Genomic DNA, 22,405 nt, shown 5'->3' on the forward strand with positions numbered 1-22,405 from the left:
CACGCGGCGGAGGGCGAGGCCTGGCTGGAGCGGGCGGTGCTCGGCCTGCTGGACGGGTGAGGGCCGGTCGCGGCGGGCCCGTTCAGCGCAACGCGCGGAAGAAGGCGCGCACGTCGTCGACGAGCAGTCCCGGCTCCTCCATCGCCAGGAAGTGACCGCCGCGGTCGAGTTCGGTCCAGCGCACGACGTTGTGGTCGCGCTCGGCCCAGCGGCGGACGGTCACGTCGTGGGCGGAGACGAGCACGCCGGTGGGCACGGTCCCGCGGGAGGCCCCGTCCCAGGCGGCGGAGGGCTCGCCGCGGCCCGTGCCGTCCGCGGCCCCGGTGCCGTCGGTGCCGGTGGCGCCGTTCCAGGCGGTGTCGTCCCAGGCGGCGGCGGAGATCTCCTCGTAGTAGATCTGCGCCGCCGATCCGGCGGTGCCGGTCAGCCAGTACAGCGAGACGTCGGTCAGGATGCGGTCGCGGTCGACGCTGTCCTCGGGCAGTCCCTCCTCGGGATGGGTGAGCTCCTTGAACTTCTCCACGATCCAGGCGAGCTGGCCCACGGGGGAGTCGTGCAGCCCGTAGGCCACGGTCTGCGGGCGTTTGGAGTTGCACTGCAGGTAGCCGTCGTTGAAGTCCTGCATGGCCTGCCAGCGGCGCTGCTCGGTCTCCGACAGGCCGTCCGTCTCGCCCTCGGCGCCGGTCGGGAAGGCGAGCAGGGCGTTGAGGTGGACGCCGATGACGCGGTCGGGGGCCTGCCCGCCGAGGTGCGGGGCGACCCACGAGCCGGTGTCGTAGCCCTGCACACCGTAGCGGTCGTAGCCGAGCAGTTCCATCAGCCGCACCAGCACCGCGGCCATCCTGGCGGCGTTCATGCCGGGTCCGGTCAGCGGGGTGGAGAAGCCGAAGCCGGGCAGGGACGGGACGACCAGGTGGAAGGCGTCGGCGGGGTCGCCGCCGTGCGCGCGGGGGTCCGACAGCGGGCCGATGACGTCGAGGAAGTCCACGAAGCCGCCGGGCCAGCCGTGCAGCAGCAGCAGCGGGGTGGCGCCGGGTTCGGGGGAGCGCACGTGCAGGAAGTGGAGGTTCTGCCCGTCGACGGTGGTCAGGTACTGCGGGTGGGCGTTGAGGGCGGCCTCGTGCTTGCGCCAGTCGTAACCGGTGCGCCAGTGTTCGGCCAGTTCCCGCAGGTACGCCAGGGGTACCCCGCGGCTCCAGCCGACACCGGGCAGCTCGTCGGGCCACCGGGTGGCGGCCAGGCGGGCGTTCAGGTCGTCGAGCCGCGCCTGCGGGACGTCGATGCGGAAGGGCCGGATCCCGGGCCGGGTCCCGGCGCCGGTCCCGGTGTGGGGCTCGGTGCCGGTGCCGGTGCCGGTGCGGGTGCCGGCGTGGCTCTCGGGGGCGACGGTGTGGTGCGGGTTCGTCATGCCGGTGAAGCTACGCGGCCCTTAGGACGGATCCGGTCCTAAGCGTCTGGCAGTCTCGGAGACGTGACGGACACCTCCGCGCGGCTGCTCCGGCTGCTGTCGCTCCTGCAGACCCGCCGCGAGTGGTCGGGCGCCGAGCTCGCCGAGCGGCTGGAGGTCACCGTGCGCACGGTCCGCAGGGACGTGGAACGGCTGCGCGGGCTCGGCTACCCGGTGCACGCCACGCAGGGCAGCGCCGGTTACCGGCTGGGGGCGGGCGGGGTGCTGCCGCCGCTGCTGCTGGACGACGACGAGGCGGTCGCGGTGGCGGTGGGGCTGCGCACGGCGGCGGGCGGTTCGGTCGCCGGGATCGAGGAGACGTCGCTGCGGGCGCTGGCCAAGCTCGAGCAGGTGCTGCCGTCCCGGCTGCGGCACCGGGTCGACACGCTGAACGCGGCGACCGTGCGGGTCGGCGGCACCGGGCCCGAGGTGAGTCCGGAGGCGCTGATGGCGATCGCCGAGGCCTGCCGCCGCCGCGAGCGGCTGCGCTTCGACTACACCGGCCCGCACGGCGATGAGACGCTCCGGTGCGTCGAGCCGTACCGCCTGGTCAGTTTCGACCGGCACTGGTATCTCGTGGCCTGGGACACCGGCCGCGACGACTGGCGCACCTTCCGGGTGGACCGGCTGGTGCCCCGCACGCCCGCCGGCCCGCGCTTCGCGCCCCGGGACCCGCCGGACGGCGACGTGGCGGCCTACCTGGCGCGGCGGCTGTCGTGGCGGGCCTGGCCGTGGCAGGCGAGCGTGCTGCTGCACGTCCCGGCGGAGGCCGCAGCCGAGCGGGTCTGGCCGGGCATGGGCGTGCTCGAGGCGGTCGACGGGCGCAGCTGCCTGCTGCGCGTCGGCGCCGAGAGCCCCGCGGACCTGGTGTGGATGATCACTTCGGTCGGCGTCGGCTTCACCCTCGCCGACGGTCCCGCCGAGCTCGCCGAGGAGCTGCGGGCCCACGCCGAGCGCTGCCTGCGTGCCGTGCGGGCGACCTGACGCCTCCCGGGACCGGAGCGCGGACCGGAATCCCGGCGCATGCCCGTACGGCGCGCACCGGTCACCGCCGGTCGCGATCGGCCCTGCCGGTCACCGCCGGTCGCGATCGGTCCCGTCTGTCGCCGTCAGCAGCCGTCAGCAGCCGTCAGCAGCCGGCGGCCGGGCGGTCCTCAGTCGTCCCAGGCGGGGGAGAAGCGAGCCCGCCAGCCGCCGGGCAGCCTCACCGCGCGCCAGCCGGCGGCGTAGCGGGGCGGAGCGGTGCCGCGGTGGACCAGCAGCAGCCGGTCGCCCGCGTCGAGGGCCCGCCGGACGGGGGCGGGCGGGGTGCGCGGGAAGCCGCGGACGAGTCCCCGCGAGCGGCAGCCCAGCAGGTAGCCGATCTGGACGCCGGACTGGCCGTAGACCGTGCACGGGGCCCGCACGCCCATGCGGCGAAGTTCCTCGGTGGCCAGCCGGACCCGTTCGCGGCCCTCGTAGGCGATGGCCGACATGCGGTGCGCGTAGGCGCCCTGGAGCACGAGGTGGGCCAGCAGCCCGGCCGCGGTGAACGCGGCGGCGAGGAGGCGCAGCGGGGGGCGGCTGCGCCGGACCAGCGCGAGGGCGCCGGCGGCGACGGGCAGGGCCAGCAGCGCGTAGACGGGCATGAGGAAGCGGGGGGCGGCGTAGCCCACGTAGAACAGGTACGGCGCGGCGCTCACCGCCGCGACGGCCGCGGCCAGCAGCAGGGGGCCGGGGCGGCGGCGGTCGCGCCAGGCGGTCCACAGGCCTACCGCGGCCATCAGCGGGATCGCCAGCCACCAGGTCAGGGCCAGGGGGGAGACGTCGCCGCAGTCGGTGCCCCAGCGGCACAGGGACGGGCCGTCCAGCGCACTGGCGTGCTCGGCGACGGAGACGGTCAGGCCCGTCAGGTTGGCCCGCCCGGCGGCGTGCATCCGCGCGGCGGCACCGCCGTACCTCAGCTCGGCCTCCAGCAGCCATTCGCCCCAGCCCACGGCCAGCCCGGTGGCGACGGCCGCCAGGGCCGCCGGGCGGCGCGGGCGGGTCAGGAGCGCCGCGGCGGCCAGGGGTGCGGCGACGACGAGCGCGTCCGAGGGGCGCAGCAGCGCCATGGCGGCCATCGCGGCGGCCAGGCCCGCGAGCGAGGCGCGGGAGCGGCGGGGCAGGCAGAGCAGGCCGGTAGCGGCGACGGCGGTCAGCGCCACGTACAGGTTGGGCATGGCCTCGTTGCCGTAGAACAGCGACAGCCAGCAGCCGGCGAACAGCAGCGCGGCCAGCGGGGCGGTGTAGCCGGGGCGCACGCGCGTCCAGATCAGGAAGGCGCCGTACAGGGCGAGGGAGGACACGGCGGTGAGGTAGAGGCGCAGCGCGGTCACCGAGTCGGTCAGCGCGGTCACCGGTGCGACCAACAGGGGCACGCCCTGGGCGCGGGGCGCGCTGAACTCGGCCGGGGGCGCGTGCGCGGCGAACTGGCTGGCGTAGATCGCCTCGTCCCAGCCGATGCCCATGCGGGGCGAGACGATCGCCAGCTGGGCCGTGCCGTACAGCGCGGAGACCAGCCCGAGCAGGGCGGCGGGGCGGGTCAGCGGGTGCTGCGGGATGCGCGGAGGGCGCGGCGGCGGGGTGGGGGAGGAGGGTGTGCGCGCGAGGGTGCTCGTCATCGCGGCCGTCCGGGGGCGTGCCGCCGGGTGGTCGTCGCGGAAGGCGTCATGTCGGGTGTCTCTCCTGGTCGCCGATGGTGTCCCGGCATGCCGTGCCGCGGGGCGGCGTGCCGGGCGGATGGAGGGATACCCGGGCGGGGCGGGCGCACGGCGCGCGGCGCGTCAAGGTTGGAGAAACCGGCCGGGGCCGGAGTTGACGCTGATGCGGTGGCTGCGGGTGCGACCGCGGCGGAGAGCGGGGCGGGGCGTTCCGGCGGCGCCGTGCCGCCCCTGCCGTATTTTTCGGTGTTTTTCTACCGGATGGATCTCGGGGGTGAGCTGGCGGAAGGCGGCGGGCGGGCGGGGTCGGTCGCCGGAGCGGTCGCATGGGCCGCACGGGAGGGGGAAGTGCCTCGGGGTGCCCGCCGAAAGATCACCGTTACGGCGGATCCGTCGCGGTCGTCATCCGCGGCGGAGCGAACGGGCGGTGGTCCCACGCCGTCCCGGCCGGCGGGTGTTCAACCGGATACCGCAGACGGGAGAACCTGGTGACACCGACCGACCACGACAGACGGAACGGGCGGAAGCGGGCCGGCGCGAGCGGAGCCCGCCGCGGTCTTCCGCGGCCGCTGATCCTCACCACCGCCGCGGCGCTGCTGGCCTCGGGCGGTCTCGGCGCGGCCGCGGCCTCGGCGGCCACGCCCGCGCCCCCGCCGCCGCAGAGCCCGGCGCCGACGGGGACGGCCACCGAGGTGCCGACCGGCACTCCGTCCCCGACCGGGGGCCCGACCGGGAGCCCGACCGCCCCCGGGACCCCCCTGCCGCCCGCGCCGGCGCCCGTGCCCGCACTGCCCACCGTGCACCCGCTGGAGTTCGCCGGCGCGGTGCACGGCGAGTTCCTGGTGGGCACGGAGGACCCGTGCGTGTTCACGACGGTCTTCGCCCAGACGGGGCAGGTGACCGCCGTGGCCGATGATTCGCTCGCGGTGCGCAGCGCGGACGGCTTCGAGCAGGTGTACGCGCTCACCGACGACACCCGCGTCGTCGCGGGCAGGCGCGGCGACCGCCCGGTCCGCCAGGACGACTGGGTGGTCCTGACCGCGACGCGCGAGGGGGAGTCGGCCACGGCCGCCTACGTCTACGACCTGTCCCGGCCGGCCAAGAAGAACCGGCGCGGCTGGTGGTACCAGCGGCAGTGGCCGCCCGGCGCGGTCAAGTGGCGGACCCCCGCTCCGTGCCCCACGCCGCCGCAGACGCCGGCTCCCACCGCGAGCGCGACGCCCACGGCGATGCCGACCGCGACCCCGACGGTTCCTCCGGAGGCGACGCCCACGGCGACCTCCACGGCGACCGTCACGCCCACCACCCCGCCGCCGGCCCCCGGCGGAACTCCGACGGCGACCCCCGCTCCGTGAGCCCGCACGCCCCGAGCGTGAAGCGCCTGAAGCGCGGCCCGGCCCGTCCTGGGCCTGCCCCGGTCCGCTCCGGCCCTGCCCCCGGTCCGCTCCGGCGGAGTCAGTCGTCGTGCTCGGCGGCGGAGCGGACCTCGGCGGCGGGCGCCCCGGAGGGGCACGTCACGGTCACCGTGGTCGTGCGGTCGTCGGACTCGAAGACCACCGACACGGCCGGGGCCGGGCCGCGCTCGACCTCGTCGACGCCGTGGCCGGGGGCGGGCGTCCACGACAGCAGCAGGGCCCGGCCCGCGTCGCACGCGGCGGTCACCGATCCCTCGGCGTAGGAGAAGCCGCCGGTGGCCGCGGACGGCCCGGTCGGAGCGGCAGGCGGGACGGCCGGGGCCGCGGAGGCGGTGGACAGGGCCTGCTCGACCTCCTCCAGGGTCATCGAGCGGACGGCCTGGCCGGTGAGGTCGTCGCCGGCCAGGGACAGCGCCCACAGTCCGGCGACGGTGGTGGCGCCGGCCGCCGCGAGCCAGCCGCCGGCGGCCAGCAGCGCGCGCCGGCCCAGCGGTGCGCCGCCGCGCCCCGTGCGGCGGCGCGCCGCTCCGGCGGTCCCGCCCGGTGCCGTGTCCCGCCTGCCCGTTCGCATGGATCGGCCGCCCTCCGGTGTCTTCCGCGTCCCACGGGGAACTTCCCCTCCTCGTCGGAATCATCGCTTCCCAGGAGAGGCAGGCGTGTTGCCGTGGCCCACCTGCTGCTCGTCGAGGACGACGCCCGGGTCCGTTCGGCGCTGACCCGCGCGCTGACCGGTCACGGCCATGCCGTGACCTCGGCGGGCGCGGGCATGCCGGGGCTGACCCGGGCGCTGGAGGACCGGCCCGACCTGGTCGTGCTCGACCTGGGCCTTCCCGACCTCGACGGCTGCGAGGTCCTGCGCATGCTCCGGGCCGTCAGCGCCGTCCCGGTCATCGTGGCGACCGCGCGCGACGCCGAGCCGGAGATCGTCCGGGCGCTGGACGCCGGCGCCGACGACTACGTCGTCAAGCCGTTCAGCGCGGCCCAGCTGGACGCGCGGATCCGGGCGGTGCTGCGCCGCGGCCGCACCGACGGGGCCGAGACGGCGCCGGTGCGGGTGGGCGGGCTGCTCATCGAGGAGGCGGGCAGGGAGGCGTTCCTCGACGGGGTGCGCCTGGAGCTGACGCCCAAGGAGTTCGACCTGCTGCACTACCTGGCGGCCCGGCCCGGGCAGGTCGTCTCCAAACGGGAACTGCTGGCCGAGGTGTGGCGGATGGCCTACGGCGGCGGGGACAAGACCGTCGACGTCCACCTGTCGTGGCTGCGCCGCAAACTCGGGGAGAGCGCCCACCGGCCCCGCTACCTGCAGACCGTGCACGGGGTCGGCGTCAAACTCGTCGACCCGGGGGCGTGAGGGCCCCGCGATGAGACGACGCCTGGCCCTGCTCGCGGTGGCGACCACCTCGCTGGTCCTGATCGCCTTCCTGGTCCCGCTGGCCGTGCTGGTGCGGACGCTGGCGGCCGAGCGGGCCACGGCCGCCGCGACCACCTGGGCGCAGTCGGTGGCCACCGCGGCGGCCCTGGGCGACCGCGACACGCTGGAGGCCACCGTACGGCAGGCGCAGGGCTCCGGCGGCGTGCCGATCACGGTCTTCCTGCCCGGGCACGGCTTCCTCGGCGCCGCCGCGCCCCGCGGGCCCGGGGTGGAGCTGGCCGCGCGCGGGCGCAGCATCACCGTGGACACCCCGCAGGGCCGGGAGATCCTGGTGGCGGTGCAGGGCGGGGCGAGCGGTCCCACGGTGGTGCGCGCGTTCGTCGGCGCCGACCGGCTGCGGCAGGGCGTCGGGTGGGCGTGGCTGGTACTCGGCCTGATCGGGCTGGCGCTGCTGGCCGTCGGCATCGCCGTCGCCGACCGGCTCGCGCGCTCGCTGACCGGGCCGGTCGGGCAGGTCGCGGAGGTCTCCAGGCGGCTGGCCCGCGGTGACCTGGCCGCGCGGGTGGACCCGGCGGGCCCGCCGGAGGTCCGTGAGGTCGGCGCCGCCCTCAACCACCTGGCCGCCCGGATCCGGGAGCTGCTCGCCCACGAGCGTGAGGCGGTGGCCGACCTGTCCCACCGGTTGCGCACGCCGGTCGCGGCGCTGCGGCTGGAGGTCGACACGATGTGCGACGCGGAGGAGGCCGCCCGGGTGGGGCAGGCGGTGGCGGGCGTCGAGCGCATGGTCGACCAGGTCATCCGGGAGGCCCGCCGGTTCGACCGGGACGGGGTGCGCGGCTGTGACGCGGCCCGGGTGGTCGCCGAGCGGGTCGCCTTCTGGTCGGCGCTGGCGGAGGACCAGGAGCGGCCGCTCGGCCTCGACCTCGCCGACGGGCCGGTCACCGTGGGGGTCAGCGGCCCGGAGCTGGCGGCCTGCGTCGATCTGCTGCTGGAGAACGTGTTCGCCCACACCCCCGACGGCACGCCGTTCACCGTCACGCTGACGGCCCGGCCGGAGGGCGGGGCCCGGCTGGTGATCGCCGACCGGGGGCCGGGTTTCCCCCACCCGGCCCCGCTCGGCCGCGGGGTGAGCGGGGGCTCGTCCACCGGCCTGGGGCTGGACATCGCGCGCCGGACGGCGGAGGACTCGGGCGGGTGGCTGCGGGCCGGCTCCTCGCCTTCGGGGGGAGCGGAGGTCACCCTCGAACTCGGTCCGGGGACGGCTTAACGATTCCTTAGGAACTCCGCAGCATCCCGCTATCGCCCGCTGGGGCAGTCTCGGAGAGTCGCCGCGGGCCGCGGCGGGGCCCACCGGGCGGTCGCGGTCCCGCGGCGGGTTCTTCATCCGGCCCGCTCCGGCGGGCCCTCCCCACGGACTCTTCTCACGGATACGGAGAAACCCCGATGCGCAAGCCAGTGATCGTCTTTTCCGGACTCGCCCTCGCCGTCCTCGCGGTCGGCGGCGGCGTCGCCTTCGCCGAGCAGCACGAGGCCGCTCCGGCCTCCCCGGCACCGGCCGCCACGGCCTCTCCCGCACCGCAGGGCGACGACGACGCGGCCCCTGCGGTCAAGCCAGCCGTCCTGGCGGAGCAGGCCCAGAAGACCGCGCTGTCCCAGGTGAGCGGGGGCTGGATCGTCTCCTCGGAGCTGGAGAGCGAGGGCGCCGCCGCGACCTGGGAGGTCGAGGTCGCCGACGGCAAGGGCGCCGAGCGGACGATCGCCGTCGACGCCGCCACCGGAAAGATCGTCCCGGTGGCGGCCGACACCGAGGACGACGGCCAGGAGAGCGACGAGCAGGAGAACGGCGAGCAGGACGACGACTGACCCGGTCGCGCCCGGTGCGCACCCGCCGGTCCGCTCCCGGCCCCGCCGCCCGCTTCGCCGTCCGTCCTGCTGTTCGGCCCGCCGTCCGTCCCGCCGCACGCGGGGGCGGGCGGCTCAGCCCGCCAGTTGCGTGCGGGCGGCCCGGATCAGGGACGAGTCGGCGTCGGGGGTCGCCACGGTGAGGGCCGCCTCGGGGGTGCGCTCGCGCACGTCCTGGGCGCGGATGGCCAGCACCGCGGGCGCGCTGCCCAGATCGCCGTAGGCGGCGGTGACGGCCGCGATGATCGCCGCGCGGGCGTCGGCGAGCACGTCCCTGGCCGACAGGCGCGATGTTTCGGGCGCGGCCGACAGGAACCCGAGCAGCGCGGCGAAACGCAGGTCGGCGGGGACCGGGCCCGGTGCCCCGGGCTCGGCCGGGGGCGCCGGCCGGTCCAGCCAGAACACGCGGCCGTGCAGGTGACCGGGATAGGGTGCGCCGTCGCGCGAGGGCAGGGCGGCGACCGCGCCGGCCAGCACGCGCCCGAAGGCGGCCAGGTCCGTCTGCGGCGGCAGGTCCGTGGTGACCAGCACGGGAACGCTCAGAAGATGGGTCATGGCGGCCTCCTCGTCGTCAGGAGGCTGATGTTACTGACCGTCACCGACAATGCGGGGCGATGCCGTCGACGCCGGCCCGGCCGGCCACCCGCTCCGGGCGCGCTCGGCACCGCCGGAGGGCCGCAACGCCACCGGCGACGCCGTACAACCCCGCCAGGGTGCGCCGGACGCCGCCCGGACCGGGTGGCCGGCCGGGCTTCATAAATGTAACAGCGCTGTTGTATTTTGGGGTGGTGTACCCAACGATCGAGCCCCACGACCACGGCCACCTCGACACCGGCGACGGCCACCTCGTCCATTGGGAGGTCTGCGGCAACCCCGCGGGCAAACCCGCACTCGTCGTCCACGGCGGCCCCGGCTCGGGCTGCACGCCGGGCCAGCGCCGCGGCTTCGATCCCGAGCGCTACCGCATCATCCAGTTCGACCAGCGCAACTGCGGCCGGAGCCTGCCGCACGCCGCCGACCCGGCCACCGACCTGACGACCAACACCACCGGCCACCTGGTCGCCGACATGGAGCGGCTGCGCGAGCACCTGGGCGTCGACCGGTGGCTGCTGTACGGCGGGTCCTGGGGTTCCACGCTGATGCTCGCCTACGCCGAAGCCCATCCCGAGCGGGTGTCGGAGATGGTCGTCTGCGGCGTCACCATGACCCGCCGCTCCGAGATCGACTGGCTCTACCGCGGTGTCGGGCGGTTCTTCCCCGAGCAGTGGGAGCGCTTCCGCGACGGGGTCCCCGAGGCCGTCCGCGGCGGCGGTCCGGACGACCTGCCCGGCCTGCTGGCCGCCTACGCACGCCTGGCGTCCGACCCCGACCCCGCGGTGCGGACCAAGGCCGCCCACGACTGGACGGCGTGGGAGGACACGGTCATCTCCCTGGAGGTCAACGGCAAGCCCAACGCCTACAGCGACCGGCCGCCCGCCGACCTGCTGGCCATGGTCCGCATCTGCAGCCACTACTTCTCCAACGCCGCCTGGCTGGAGGAGGGGGTGCTGCTGCGCGAGGCGCACCGGCTGGCCGGCATCCCCGGCGTGCTCATCCACGGCCGCTTCGACCTGGGCTCGCCGCTGGACACCGCCTGGCAGCTGGCCCGGGCCTGGCCCGACGCGCGGCTCGTCGTCGTGGAGGACTCCGGCCACACCGGCAGCGGCACGATGCGCGAGGAGGTCCTGGCCGCTCTGGACGGCTTCGCGGACCGGTAGGGCCCGGCCGGTCAGCCGGCCCAGGCGGGAGGGTCGCCTCCCCACCGGGTCGGCGGGCGGCTCCACGTTCCGGGCGCGCCGTCGTAGGCGACCGGGGGAAGGGCGTGGCGGAGTGCTCCGTACGGCGAGGCGGTCTCGGCCAGCCAGGGCCGCGGGTCGTAGGTCCCGCCCCCGGCGGGCGCGGGGCGGATGCCGTGCAGGAGCCAGGAGGCGGTGCCCGCCAGGGAGAGCCGCAGCAGCCGCCCGCCGCCGGTGAGCTGCCGGTCGCTCAGCGCCCGCAGGACCGCGGCCGCGAGCAGGTAGCCGGTCGCGTGGTCCAGGGCCTGCGCGGGCAGCGCACCGGGACGGCCGTCGCCGTCGGACTCGACGACGGCGATGCCGCTCGCCGCCTGGACGAGGCTGTCGAAGCCGCGCCGTCCGGCCCAGGGGCCCGACCACCCCCAGGCGCAGAGCTGGGCGACGACCAGGTCGGGGCGCCGCGCGAGCAGCGCGTCGGGAGCCAGGCCGTACCGGTCGAGGCTGCCGGGCCGGTAGCCGGTGACCACGACGTCGGCCGAGCCGAGGAGGCCTTCGAGGGTGCGCCGGCCCTCGGGGGCGGACAGGTCCAGCAGCGCCGAGCGTTTGCCCATGCCGGTGTCGGCGTGGGAGTCGGCGTCCTCCCGGATGCCGGGCGGATCGAGGCGCAGCACGTCGGCTCCCAGCAGGGCGAGCGTACGCGTCGCGACGGGACCGGCGATGACCCTGGTCAGGTCCAGCACCCGCGTCCCGCCGGCCGGCAGCGACGCGGGCGGGAGAACCCGCGGCCCGCTCCCGGCGGCGAGCCGGGTCTCGACGAGCGGGTGCGCGGCCGGGGAGGGGTCGGCCACGGCCACGGCCAGGCCGCCGGCCGCGTAGACGGTCTCCTGGATCCACCGGGCCGGCCGCGCCGCGACCCCCGCGGCGAAGGCCTCGGCCAGCGCCCGGTCGTCCCCGGTGTCGCCGACGCCCACGGCGTCCAGCAGCCGGGAGCGGTGGTGCGGGTAGTTGGCGTGGGTGCGCACCCAGCCGTCGGACGCGCGCCAGAAGCCGGAGAGCGGGGCGAAGGGCGTCGTAGCCCGCCCGTCGATCCGCAGGTGCCGCTCGCTGGTGAAGGCCGTGGCCACCGCCGCCTCCCGCACCCGCACCGCGGGGACCGGTACGGCGTTGCGCCGCGCCAGCAGCTCCGCGGCGGCCAGCGAGCACACGCCCACGCTCGCCCGCGCCAGTTCGCGGACCGGGAGGCGGGCCGGCAGCACGCCGCCCGCCTCCTCGTAGGAGACCGCCTCGGCCAGCCCGTCCCGGCCGCCGAGAGCGGCCCACGCGTGGACGGTCGCCGCGTCTTCGCCGTATGCCATCGGGCCAGTCTGCCCGACCGGCCCGCCGTCCCGCGGGCGGTGCCGTCCTGGGCCGGGTCTTCCACGTGACCCTGCGGACCGGCCCGCGGCGGGCGGTGCCGTCCTCAGTCCATCGGCAGCCGGAACTCGTGCACGGTGCCGTCCTCAGTCCATCGGCAGCCGGAACTCGTGCACGGTGCCGTACCTGCGGCCGGTGGCCAGCCGTACCTCGCCGCTCTTCCCGCCGTAGACGATCGACCACTGGGTGTGGCCCTGCCTGAGGCGGGCGAGCAGGTCCATGGCCCGGGCCGCCGACAGCCGGCCCCCGGCGGCCTCCAGCTCCGCGGTGGCCGTGCGGTGGCGGTGGTCGGCCTGCCGGCTCTGCTCGGTGGAGCCCGTGACGGCGAAGTTCACCATGGCCTGCCACGGTCCCCGCCCTCGGTGCACCACCATCTCGCCGTCGACGAACTCGACGATCGCCGACCGGCCCGCGGCGTCGGCGACCATGTAGTGCAGCGGCGGGCTGTCGGAGGGGTCGATGTTGTGGCGCCCGAACACCGCGAGGGCCTCGTCCACCGTCGCGGCCCCGTCCAGCACCAGCCGCATGATGCGGACGCTGCCCACCGTGCGCCGTGCGGGGTCGGAGCCCGGCTGCCACGCCGGGACGGTGGCCATGCCCACGACCAGGCCCTTGGAGTTCATGCCGTCGAACGGCAGCAGCGGGGCCTGCAGCAGCGCCTTGCGGCCGGCGGCGGTGGTGAAGTCGGCCTCGGACTTCAGGCCGAGGTAGGAGACGTCCACCATCGACACCGACGCGTGGCCGTCCGGCGGCGTGGTGAACAGCAGCAGCGCGGGCTGGTGGTCGTAGTCGAAGTTGCGGCCGAACACCGGGGCGGCGGGATCTCCGTGCGCGGAGAACAGCGAACATCCGAAACCGGTCGGCGTCAGTTCGGGGGCGATCTCCGCGAAGCGGTCGTAGCCGCCCCGGTAGCGCATGGTCCACAGGGGGTGGTCGTCGACCTTGCGCAGGCTCGCCAGCGTGGCGGCGTGGTCGGCGGACGGGGCCGCCGGGCCGCTCGCGGACGCGCGCGGGTCCTGCGTGGAGCGTCTCTCCGCCGGTTGCGCGGCCGTTCCGGTCGCGCAACCGGCGAGCAGCGCGGTGGTGAGCAGGAGCGCCGCCGCGACTCGTGAAGATTCGGCCATTCCGCCATGGTGCCCCGTCGCGGCGGGCTCCGCCAGACCCGCACGGGGGCCGCCCGGGAGGTCCGCCGGGACGCCGGAACCCGCGCCGGAGCTTCGGGCGAGGTCCCGGCGGCCGTTTCAGGACGGGCTTCGGGCGCCGGCGTCCGCCAGCAGCCGTGCGGCGGTCTCCGCGCCGTCGGTGCGCACCGCGGCGGCGACGGATCGGGCGCGGGCGGCCACCTCCGGCCGGAGGACGCGGTCCAGGGCCTCGGCCAGCGAGCCGGCGGTCGGCGCGCCGGGCGCGTGCGCGGTCCCTGCGCCGAGGCCGACGATCCGCTGCGCCCAGTAGTGCTGGTCGAACTGCTGGGGGACGACGACCTGGGGCGTTCCGGCCCGTGCGGCCGCGGTGGTGGTGCCCGCGCCGCCGTGGTGCACGGCGGCGGCGACCCGCCGGAAGAGCGCCTGCTGGTTGACCTCACCGATGGACAGGCAGTCGGGCCCGTCGTCCGGCGGCTCCAGGTCGGCCCACCCGCGGAGCACGACCGCGCGGCGGCCGACCGCGCGGGCCGCCCGGACCATGTTCCGGCCGAGGTCCCGCGGAGCGCGGACGCTGCCGAAACCGAAGTAGACGGGGGGTTCCCCGGCGTCGAGGAACGCCTCCAGCTCCGCGGGGAGCGGGCGTTCGTCCGGCAGGATCCAGGCGCCGGTCTGGACGACGTCCGGATCCCCGGAGCCGGGCCAGGGCGCCAGGGCCGGGTCGGCGGCCAGCCAGGGCCGGTCGGTGAGCATGTGGCTCCGCACGTCACCGACCGGCGCCAGGCCGGCCGACGCCCGCACCGTGTTGAGCGCGGCGCCGAAGAGGTCGTTCCAGCGTCGGGCGTCCTCCTCCCAGAGGGTGCGGTTGTCGGCCGCGCCGTCCGCCGGCGCGTCCCCCTGCATCGGCAGCGGGGGCGGCGCGTGGTGCGGGGAGGGCAGGGCGATCGGGCAGTAGCCGGCGAAGACGTAGCCGATCTCCATCCGCTCGGCCACCGAGCGGGCGGCCGGCACCAGGTAGCCGCCCGCCACGATGACGTCGCAGCCCTCGGCGGCCGCCGGCAGCGTCGCGAACTGGGCGGCGATCGTGCCCTCCGCCATCCGGCGCCGCTGCTCGGGCGAGGGCGGGGGCGCCGCGGGGTCGGCCTTCCCGGTCGGGCGCAGCTCGGGGCCCAGCGGCGTGAACGGGACGCCCAGGCCCCCGATCCACTCGCCGAAGTCGGGCGGCGCGCACACGCGGGCCTCCTCGCCGAGGGCCCTCAGCCGCACCGCCAGCGCCACCACCGGCTGGACGTCGCCGCGCGACCCTATCGCCGACAGCAGAACACGCATGGAAAACTCCCCCTTCGCGTCAAGGTCACGGCCGGCCGGTGCGGGGCTCGATGTGCAGCCCGCACGCGCGTCCGCCTCCGTACGGCGTGCACCGGTCCGGCCCAAGGCCTTGGATTCTGGCCCGGCACCGGGGTCTTGCCGCAAGCCCCCCTGTCCGCTATAGCTTGAAAGTGGCGGGGAGGGGGTGCGCCGCTCCGGGCAGCGGTGAGCCTCCGCCGACACCGGCGAACGAGCCCCGCACCCACGGCTCCACCGACGACCGGGCGCGCCACACCGAGACCCGATCGGGAACACTCCTCGTCCTGGCGGCCGCGCACGTCATCGGCGGCTCACCGGACGGCCGGCCGTCGGCGATGGTGCTCCTGGTCGCAGGAGCCGTCCTCGTCCCCCAGTGGCCGGTGTCCACGCTCTGGCTCCGCCGCCACCGCCAGGGCCCACTGGAACGGCTCTGGCGGTGGGCCACCCGGGCCCGCCGCCCACCCCTGCGCCGCACCTCCGACCACGGAGCCCGCCCCCGCCTGGAAGAAGGACGAATCAGCGACGGCCCCAAACCGGTAGATAATTCCTAAAGGGGACGTATATTAACTAAAACGACTTCAATGGTCTGTCGTCGCGGTGGGCCGTGCACCGCCGTACCGGCGGCACCGCCGTCCGCGCCGGCTGAGGCGATCCCGGGGCGCCGGAGAGCGTCCCGGGATCGCCGCGCAGGCGCAGACGGCAGACCGTGATCCCGGAGGGAGGCCGCTGATGCCGCCACGCCCGCTCGACCGTGTCCGCAGCCGTTGTGAACGGCTGCGGAGCCGGGCGCACGGCCGTTCCCGGGGCGGCGCGCCCCGCACCCGGGGCGTCACCGCCGCCGGGGCGGCGGCCGCGCTGCTGGCCGTGCCGGCTCTGGTCTGGTCGGCGGCGGTGCTCCCGCCGCTGCTCGCGGACGGCCTGCGGCTCCTGCGCGACGCCGCCTGGACGCAGGTCTTCACCCGGCCCGTCCACTCCTACCTGACCGAGCACGCGGGCGGGCTGGCCGTCACCGTGGAGCAGATCGGATGGGCCTGGACGGTGGCCGGCTGCGCGATGTGGCTGCCGGCGGTGCTGTGGCGGTCGTGGGGCGCCCGGGTGGGCTGGACGCTGTACGGGATCGCGGGCCTGACGATGGTGGCCGCCGGAAGCGCGCCGCAGACCCGCTGGGCGGCGACCGGCGTCACCGCGGCCTACTGGGTGGTGCTCACGCTGCCCATGCTGCGCCGCAGCTCCCTCCGGTTCCGCGGGGAGGGGCGGCGGGCCTTCGAGTCGTGGGGGACCGCGCGTCACGGGCGGGAACTGGCCGCCGTGCGCAGGCGGCTGGACCGGCTGGAGGCCACCGCCTGGGCCCCGGCCCCCGGCGAGCCCGCCGTACGGGCCCGGCACGTCTGGCCGCCCGGCCGCGCCGCCGCGGCGGACACCGCGCTCCGGCCGCCCGCCGCGGCGGGGCCGGTCCTCACCGGGAAGGACGGCGCGGGGGAGGAGGGCGGCGGCGCGGTCGGGCTCACCGGTGGCATCGTGGCCGGGGCCGCCTACCTGGTGCGCGTGCCCGACGAGCTGTCGCCCGCCGACGACCCGCACGGCGACCTGGGCGCGGCGCTCCACCGGGAGTACGGCCCGCTGCGCGGCGGCACCTTCACGATGACGGTCACCGCCTGCGGCCCGCACCTGGCCGAGGGGGTGCGCGTGGTGGAGTCCGGCGGCGTCGACCTCGAACTCACACCGGAGCAGGTCGGCGCGTTCGGCCTGCAGCCGGGTGTCTCCTACCGGGTGCGCGGCGAACTGTGCGACGACGCCGGCCGGGCGGTGGAGATGCCGCTGGCGGTGACGGTCCGGGTCCCCGTCCGATGGCTCCGCCCGCTCGGCGCCGTCTGACCGGCGGTGCCGGGGCTCGGCGATGTCCCGGGCGTGGCGGGCCGGGAGGGGGCGGGACTCCGCGTCCGCTCCGTCAGAGGCACACACCGATCTTGAGCAGTGCCGCATCCGCCTGGACGCCGAGCCGGCAGGTCCGCTCGGGCATCGGCTCGGGCATCGGATCGTCCGGAGCCGGAGCCTCCGGGTGTGCGGCCGGCGGGGGAGGTGCGGAAGACGGGGGAGACGACGGCGGGGTCGCCGGGCGCGCGGGCGTGTCGCGTTCGCGTTCCGGTGTGCGCTCGCGGCCGGACTCCCGCTCCCGGTCGTGCTCGCGGCCGGACTCCCGCTCCCGGTCGTGCTCGCGGCCGGGCCCCGGCACCGGCCGGGGGGCGGGCTGCGGCGCGTCGGTGGACGGCTTGGCCGGGCGCGAGGGCGCCGCGGCCGCCCGTGACGGGCGCGGTGCGGGCCGGGACCTGTCGGCGCTCTTCGGCGGGGGTACGGCCTCGGGCACGCGGAAGGCCCGGGGGGCGGGAGCCGGGGCGCTCGCCAGGACCATGGGGCGGTGTTCGCGAGGCGCCGGTTCGGGAGCCGGGGGTGTCGAGGCGGCGGACACCGGGGCGGAGGGCACCGCCGCGGTCGCGGGGACGGGCGCGGGAGTGGAGGTGGGAGCGAAGATCGCGGGTGGCGGTGGTTCGGCGCCGGTGGGGGCGATCAGGCCCGTGTAGACGACGGCGGCCCCGGCCAGCGCGGTGACGGCCGCGGTGCCGGCGCTCACCCGGGCGGGACGCCGGTGGGCCCCTCGTCCTGTTCCCGTCCGCGGCCGCAGGAAGGCCGGGGCGGCAGCGGCGGTTCCCTCACCTGAAGAATCTGACATGAGCACCTCGAGACCCGATGGGGACTGGGAGGTCTTCACTTTTGCCGCGTCGCCGGAACGTTGCCCACCAAGAGGACTTCTTGTAATCAGATGGTTACATGGGGTGCCGGATCGGGATCGCCGCCGAAGGGATCCGCCGAAGGGCTGGTCAGAAATATGATTAGTCTTATATTTGACTAGGATGTACGGGTCTGTCCGGACGGGATGAGAGGCGGTGCCGATGGCCCTGCGGCACGCCGTGCTGGCGGCCCTGCTGGACGAGGAGCTCAGCGGCTACCAGCTGGCCAAGGCGTTCGACCTGGGGGTGGCCAACTTCTGGCACGCCCTTCCCCAGCAGCTCTACGCCGAACTCGCCAGGCTGGAGCGGGACGGCCTCGTCAGCGGTCGCGAGATCGTGCAGGACACCCGGCCCAACAAGCGGGTGTTCACCGTCACCGACGCCGGGCTGGCCGAGCTGGAGCGGTTCGCGGCGGCCGACGGCAGACCCTCCTTCATCCGCGACGACCTCCTGGTCAAGGTCCAGGCCGCCGACCACGTCGACGCCGGCGAGGTGATCGCGCAGCTCACGGAGCGGGCCGCCTTCGCCGACGCCAAGATCCGGCTGCTCGGCGGGCTGCTGCGCAAGCTGCGCGGCGGCCGGAGCGAGGAGGAGTTCCTGCGCCACGGCGAGCGGATCGGCCCCTACCTGACATGTCTGCGCGGTCTCGCCTTCGAACAGGGCAACCGCGACTGGTGCCGCCGGAGCGCGGCGATCCTGGAAGAGAGGCGGGCGGCCCATGCCCGGGAGTGAGTACCTGCGCTACGTCGCCCTGGGCGACAGCCAGACCGAGGGGCTCGGCGACGGCGACGAGACCGCCGGCCTGCGCGGTTGGGCCGACCGGCTGGCGGACCGGCTCGCGGCGACCAGCCCCGGCCTCCGGTACGCCAACCTCGCCGTGCGCGGACGCCTCGCCTCCCAGGTCCACGCCGAGCAGCTCGGCCCCGCCCTCGCCCTCCGCCCCGACCTGGCCACCGTCGTCGCCGGGGTCAACGACCTGCTCCGGCCCCGGTTCGACGCCGACGAGGTGGCCGGCCACCTGGAGGCGATGTTCGCCGCGCTCACCGCCCAGGGCGCCCTCGTGGCGACCCTCACCTTCCCCGACATCGCGCGGATCGCCCCGCTCGCCCGGCCGGCCGCCCCGCGCGCCGCCGCGCTCAACCAGCGCATCCGCGCCGCGGCGTCGCGCCACGGGGTCGTCGTCGCCGAGACCTCCCACCACGCGGTCGTCACCGATCCGCGGCTGTGGAGCCGGGACCGGCTGCACGCCAGCCCGCTCGGGCACGAGCGGATCGCGGCGGCCGTCGCCCACGCGCTCGGGCTGCCCGGCAGCGGCGACGACTGGACCCACCCGCTGCCCTCCCCGGCGGCCGTCCCCTCCGGCTGGCGGGCCGCGGCCGCCGAAGCGCGCTGGGCCGCGACCTTCCTCGGCCCCTGGCTCGGCAGGCGCCTGCGGGGCCGCTCCTCCGGTGACGGCCGTACGGCCAAGCGCCCGCACCTGCTCCCCGTCGCGGTCCTCCCCGCGGGAAACCGGCCGGGCGAGCTCATGGACGGGCTCGGCGAGCCCGCGGACACGGCCTGACCGGTGCTCCCGGGGCCGTGGGCCCGCCGCGGCACCCGGGCGGCGGCCAGGCGCAGGGTGACGCCCCTGAGCACGGGTTCGCCGTCGTAGGCGAAGTCGACGCCGTCCAGTTCCAGGCCGCCCGGGCCATCCGCGGCCCTGCGTTTTACGTCCTCCTGGTCCGTCCCGACCGCCCTCGGTCGTGATCACGTCAGGGTTCCGCCACCTGCCCGCGCGGCCCCGTGTCGCGCTTGAGCGCGCGGCGCGGTTACACGACGATCACGCCTGACGGTGCGGCACCCGTCCGCCCGGCGGGCGGACGGGAGGGACGCCCGCGGGGACGCCGACCGGTGACGGTGCCCGATCAACGGCGGCGGCCGGCCGGCCGCCGTTCCGGTGACCCGGGGCCCCGGCGATCCGACCGCCCGTTCAGCCGACCCGTTCAACCGACCCAGAAGAGGTGCCCGCAGCATGCGCCTGACCGTTCTCCGCAGAAACATCGCCGTCGCCACGGCCGTCGCCGTCGGGGCGGTCGTCGTTCCCGTCACGATCGCCTGGAGCACCTCGCCCGGCAGCTCCGTCGCGGTCACATGGAACGCTCCGAACGTCGCCGCCGCGCCGGACACGCCACGTGTCGCCGCCGCGCCGACCGCGTCCCGCGCCGCCGCGCCCCGGGACCACCACGACCGCGACTCCGACATCCAGCCGTATCCCACCCCGCCGAGGGCCTACGACTTCGGGGAGACCCTGGCCAAGCTGGAGGGTGATCTGCTGGAGATCGCGTTCTTCGCGCAGATGATCCCGCACCACCAGGCCGGGGTGGAGATGTCCCGGCTGCATCTCCGGCGCGGCGTCGACCCGCAGATCCGCACCCACTCCGAGAACATCATCGCCTTCCAGGGCTTCCAGATCGGGCAGTTCACCCGCTGGCTGCGCGACTGGTACGGGCTCACCCCGAGGCAGGCCGTGCAGCGGCTCCCCCGCGAGGCCCGCCGGGAGATCGAGGACCTGGACGAGGAACTGGCGATGATGGTCGCGGAACTGCGATCGGTCCCCGCGGGCAGGCGGTTCGACATCGAGTTCGCGCGGATGATGATCCCGCACCACCTCTGGGGCATCATGGAGTTCCTGGAGCCGGAGGCCCGCGCCGTCCACCCCGAGCTGCGGGTGGCGTCGGCCACGGGGATCGTCGCCCAGCAGGCGCAGGTCGCCGACCTGCGGACCTGGCTGTCCGGGCGCCCCGGCGGGCGCGACGGACACGACGGGCGCGACGGACATGACGGACATGACGGGCGCGACGGACGCGATGGACGCGACGGACATTAGTGCGCCGAGCGGGTGATCCGGTGACGGCGCGGGGCGGGGGGCGCGACGCCCCCTCCCTTCGCCCGTCCCGGCCCGCAGTCCGCCGAGACCATGCCGGTGAGACCTGGCCCGCCTCCCGCACACGGTGACGGAGCCGTCTCCGCCGACGCATCCGACCGGGGCCGGAACCTCCGCCCGGCGGTATGACCCCGGACTGTTGCACGCCCGGTTGTTGTCAGTGAAACCCGGTCTTCAGGATCCTCATCGACCTTCCGATAGGTCCGGCGGGGTGGGGGCGCTGCGTACCGTGATCCGATCGCCGCCCGCCACAGCGGTGTCTCCCGAACACACCCCGGCCCCGAATCGGTCCCCGTCACGGGCGGTGGACGATCTTCTTCGTGGAGCGGCCGGGGTAGACGACGATCAGGTGCTCTTCGACGGGCGCGTCGGGGTCGTCCTCGTCCCACTCGAACGAGCGGGCGTAGACGCGCATCCGGTAGCGGCCGGGGCCGTCGACGGCCAGGCTGGGCAGCGGCCGGAGCGCTCCGCTGTCGCCGCCCTCGGAGTAGGGCGGGGCGACCAGACGGCCGGTGCGGCTGACGAGGCCCACCTCGACCACCCGGTCCCAGCCGTTGAGCCGCAGCGGCGGGGCGGCGCCGAAGGCCTTGACCGTCAGGCACATCGGCGCGTTCTCGCCGTCGGTCGTGATGGCGGCGCTGCTACCGGCGGCGTCGATGAACCCGTCGTCGATGGCCTCGAAGATGTCACCGCCCGGGCCTTCGGCGTGATCGCGGTCGTCGAAGACGGCGTAGCCGCCCCCCTCGAAGAGCAGGTAAGCGGCGGTGCCCTGCCGCGCGGCCCGCAGTCCCGGCCAGGGATCGGTGCACCGGGCGTTCGTCTCGGCCTTCCACGCGGCCCATTCCCGCTGCTGCTCGCGTTCCCGGCGAGCGTGTTCGCGTGCCTCTTCCGCGCGCTGCCGGGCGATGACGTCGGGGCACAGGAACTCCAGGGCATCGCCGAGTTCGGCCGCGTCGGCCGACCCGCCCTCCTGCCGCAGCAGAGCCTGGCGCTCCTCGGCGCCGGGCAGCGCGCACAGTTTTCCGCCGTGGGCCAGGATGCGCTGGTCCGGCAGGTCCTCGGGGAACATCGGCGTCCCGGTGGGGGTGCCGCCCCGGGCCAGGCACAGGAACGCCTGCTGCCGGTCCCGCAGCCGGGTGTCGGCGTAGGAGCCGATCTGCTCGATACAGTCCTCGTCGGCGCCGGTGAAGCTCAGGTGGGCGCCTTCCTCGGCGCCGACCGCGACGAGCGGCAGCACGAGCGCGACCGCGACGAACCGCAGCCGCCCGCGGCCGTCGGCGGGCGGCGCGACGGTTTCCGCGGGGGGCATGCCGCCGGGTCCGGCGAGCTCGTGCGCGGTACGCGCCAGCCACACCGTGGTCAACATACCGAGCGTGCCGATCACGACCCCCAGGCTGTTGAACAGCAATGACTCACTCTGGAGGGCGAGACTGCGCACGGGGGAGGCCAGCAGGACGACGAGGGCGATCCTGCCGATGGTGATCGTGGCGTTGCTCCACCGCCCGTCGCGGCGCTGCCCGATGAGGATCATCACCGTCCAGCCGCAACTCGCCAGCCCCAGCAGGCTGAGCGTCGAAAGGTCGGGATCGCTGAGGAGAAACAGCAGCACCGGGGCCAGCACGCCGGTCAGACCGAGCACAAGAGCGACGACCCGGAACCGGGCCGAGACCCCGCCGACGACCCGCGTCAGCAGGACCACCGTGACGGCCCACAGCAGCAGGCTCCCGACGTCCTCCACGGTGTCGGACAGCTCTTCGACGAGCTCCCAGACCACCAGGTCGCCGGCGACGCCCGCGTACAGCAGGCGCCGCAGCCAGACCACGCTGCGCGCCAGCCCCTCGGCGCGCGGTAACGCGGGACCGCGCAGCACCTGCCACAGCATCCACGCGTTGAGCCCGCAGATCCCGAGGAGCAGAGGCCCGAGCCAGCCGCCCTGCGCGTGGCGGAAGACCCAGGGGGTGGTCATCGCGGCCGACGACAGCGCCGACAGGTCGCCGGACACGGAGGCGAGCACGGCGGTGACGGCCGCGGCGGCCAGGTAGAGCGCGACGATGACGGCGGCTGTGCGCCCGAAGCGGTATCGGCCGGTGGTGGCCCAGATTCGTGTAACGATGCGGATGATCTTAGGGGTATGTCCCGGATGCGCGTTGAGCGCCCGGTTGATGTCGGCGAAGTCCCGTCGCCTCGGTTCACCCCGTTCCACCG

20 protein-coding genes are annotated in these 22,405 nt (G+C 76.0%); 11 read left to right on the top strand and 9 right to left on the bottom strand.

Translation table 11 applies throughout. From position 1 onward, the window contains the following. Positions 1 to 82 precede the first annotated feature (82 nt). Positions 83 to 1,408 (bottom strand): epoxide hydrolase family protein, encoded by a 1,326-nt coding sequence (locus IEZ06_RS16845; RefSeq protein ID WP_189237648.1) that lies wholly within the window; start codon positions 1,406 to 1,408, stop codon positions 83 to 85. A gap of 63 nt (positions 1,409 to 1,471) precedes the next feature. Between IEZ06_RS16845 and IEZ06_RS16850 the strand changes: the two genes are divergently transcribed. Further along, complete coding sequence (locus IEZ06_RS16850) at positions 1,472 to 2,431, top strand: helix-turn-helix transcriptional regulator (protein ID WP_189237649.1); 960 nt, start codon at positions 1,472 to 1,474, stop codon at positions 2,429 to 2,431. A 170-nt stretch (positions 2,432 to 2,601) separates the two neighbouring features. Here IEZ06_RS16850 and IEZ06_RS16855 read toward each other — a convergent pair whose 3' ends face one another. Next, positions 2,602 to 4,089 (bottom strand): hypothetical protein, encoded by a 1,488-nt coding sequence (locus IEZ06_RS16855; protein WP_189237650.1) that lies wholly within the window; start codon positions 4,087 to 4,089, stop codon positions 2,602 to 2,604. Positions 4,090 to 4,616: 527 nt separating this feature from the next. Between IEZ06_RS16855 and IEZ06_RS16860 the strand changes: the two genes are divergently transcribed. Further along, the gene (locus IEZ06_RS16860; RefSeq protein ID WP_189237651.1) at positions 4,617 to 5,483 is read left to right on the top strand and encodes a hypothetical protein; all 867 of its coding nucleotides are present in this window, start codon (positions 4,617 to 4,619) and stop codon (positions 5,481 to 5,483) included. A 100-nt stretch (positions 5,484 to 5,583) separates the two neighbouring features. Here the strand turns inward: IEZ06_RS16860 and IEZ06_RS16865 are convergent, their stop codons facing one another. Beyond that, positions 5,584 to 6,114, bottom strand: coding sequence for a hypothetical protein (locus IEZ06_RS16865; protein WP_229798269.1), 531 nt, complete (start codon positions 6,112 to 6,114; stop codon positions 5,584 to 5,586). A gap of 93 nt (positions 6,115 to 6,207) precedes the next feature. Here IEZ06_RS16865 and IEZ06_RS16870 point away from each other — a divergent pair, with 93 nt between their 5' ends. The 3 genes from IEZ06_RS16870 (at position 6,208) to IEZ06_RS16880 (ending at position 8,778) form a co-directional block, all read left to right on the top strand. Beyond that, positions 6,208 to 6,894, top strand: coding sequence for a response regulator transcription factor (locus IEZ06_RS16870; RefSeq protein WP_189237652.1), 687 nt, complete (start codon positions 6,208 to 6,210; stop codon positions 6,892 to 6,894). 10 nt (positions 6,895 to 6,904) lie between these two features. Further along, positions 6,905 to 8,182, top strand: a complete 1,278-nt coding sequence (locus IEZ06_RS16875; RefSeq protein WP_189237653.1) for a HAMP domain-containing sensor histidine kinase — start codon at positions 6,905 to 6,907, stop codon at positions 8,180 to 8,182. A gap of 176 nt (positions 8,183 to 8,358) precedes the next feature. Beyond that, entirely contained in the window at positions 8,359 to 8,778 is a 420-nt protein-coding gene (locus IEZ06_RS16880) for a PepSY domain-containing protein (protein WP_189237654.1), read from the top strand. A 114-nt stretch (positions 8,779 to 8,892) separates the two neighbouring features. Here IEZ06_RS16880 and IEZ06_RS16885 read toward each other — a convergent pair whose 3' ends face one another. After that, positions 8,893 to 9,372, bottom strand: a complete 480-nt coding sequence (locus IEZ06_RS16885; RefSeq protein WP_189237655.1) for a hypothetical protein — start codon at positions 9,370 to 9,372, stop codon at positions 8,893 to 8,895. Positions 9,373 to 9,605: 233 nt separating this feature from the next. On the opposite strand from IEZ06_RS16885, the gene pip reads away from it, so the two are divergent. Next, positions 9,606 to 10,574 carry a prolyl aminopeptidase gene (gene pip, locus IEZ06_RS16890; protein WP_203872082.1) on the top strand — a complete coding sequence of 323 codons (969 nt, stop codon included), beginning with the start codon at positions 9,606 to 9,608 and terminating at the stop codon, positions 10,572 to 10,574. Between the two features lie 11 nt (positions 10,575 to 10,585). On the opposite strand, the gene IEZ06_RS16895 is transcribed toward pip, so the two are convergent. The 3 genes from IEZ06_RS16895 to IEZ06_RS16905 form a co-directional block, all read right to left on the bottom strand. After that, positions 10,586 to 11,947, bottom strand: a complete 1,362-nt coding sequence (locus IEZ06_RS16895) for a CoA transferase (RefSeq protein WP_189237657.1) — start codon at positions 11,945 to 11,947, stop codon at positions 10,586 to 10,588. A 144-nt stretch (positions 11,948 to 12,091) separates the two neighbouring features. Continuing rightward, entirely contained in the window at positions 12,092 to 13,129 is a 1,038-nt protein-coding gene (locus tag IEZ06_RS16900) for a linear amide C-N hydrolase (protein WP_189237658.1), read from the bottom strand. A 117-nt stretch (positions 13,130 to 13,246) separates the two neighbouring features. After that, entirely contained in the window at positions 13,247 to 14,473 is a 1,227-nt protein-coding gene (locus IEZ06_RS16905; RefSeq protein WP_189237659.1) for a glycosyltransferase, read from the bottom strand. A gap of 170 nt (positions 14,474 to 14,643) precedes the next feature. Here IEZ06_RS16905 and IEZ06_RS16910 point away from each other — a divergent pair, with 170 nt between their 5' ends. Together IEZ06_RS16910 and IEZ06_RS16915 are read left to right on the top strand one after the other, a co-directional pair. Further along, positions 14,644 to 15,042, top strand: a complete 399-nt coding sequence (locus IEZ06_RS16910) for a DUF418 domain-containing protein (RefSeq protein ID WP_229798272.1) — start codon at positions 14,644 to 14,646, stop codon at positions 15,040 to 15,042. Between the two features lie 178 nt (positions 15,043 to 15,220). After that, complete coding sequence (locus IEZ06_RS16915) at positions 15,221 to 16,366, top strand: hypothetical protein (RefSeq protein WP_189237660.1); 1,146 nt, start codon at positions 15,221 to 15,223, stop codon at positions 16,364 to 16,366. Between the two features lie 73 nt (positions 16,367 to 16,439). Here the strand turns inward: IEZ06_RS16915 and IEZ06_RS16920 are convergent, their stop codons facing one another. Next, positions 16,440 to 17,120 (bottom strand): hypothetical protein, encoded by a 681-nt coding sequence (locus tag IEZ06_RS16920; protein ID WP_189237661.1) that lies wholly within the window; start codon positions 17,118 to 17,120, stop codon positions 16,440 to 16,442. 319 nt (positions 17,121 to 17,439) lie between these two features. Between IEZ06_RS16920 and IEZ06_RS16925 the strand changes: the two genes are divergently transcribed. From IEZ06_RS16925 to IEZ06_RS16935, 3 genes are all read left to right on the top strand, one after another. Continuing rightward, the gene (locus IEZ06_RS16925; protein WP_189237717.1) at positions 17,440 to 18,009 is read left to right on the top strand and encodes a PadR family transcriptional regulator; all 570 of its coding nucleotides are present in this window, start codon (positions 17,440 to 17,442) and stop codon (positions 18,007 to 18,009) included. Beyond that, entirely contained in the window at positions 17,996 to 18,838 is an 843-nt protein-coding gene (locus IEZ06_RS16930) for an SGNH/GDSL hydrolase family protein (RefSeq protein ID WP_189237662.1), read from the top strand. Before IEZ06_RS16925 ends, IEZ06_RS16930 begins: the two co-directional genes overlap by 14 nt. A 450-nt stretch (positions 18,839 to 19,288) precedes the next feature. After that, a complete protein-coding gene (locus IEZ06_RS16935; RefSeq protein ID WP_189237663.1) occupies positions 19,289 to 20,143 on the top strand; it encodes a DUF305 domain-containing protein in 855 nt (284 codons plus the stop codon). A gap of 352 nt (positions 20,144 to 20,495) precedes the next feature. Here IEZ06_RS16935 and IEZ06_RS16940 read toward each other — a convergent pair whose 3' ends face one another. Next, entirely contained in the window at positions 20,496 to 22,403 is a 1,908-nt protein-coding gene (locus IEZ06_RS16940) for a hypothetical protein (protein WP_189237664.1), read from the bottom strand. Positions 22,404 to 22,405 lie beyond the last annotated feature (2 nt).

It is taken from the genome of Planomonospora antibiotica, assembly GCF_014647955.1.
Taxonomy (GTDB): Bacteria; Actinomycetota; Actinomycetes; order Streptosporangiales; family Streptosporangiaceae; genus Planomonospora; species Planomonospora parontospora.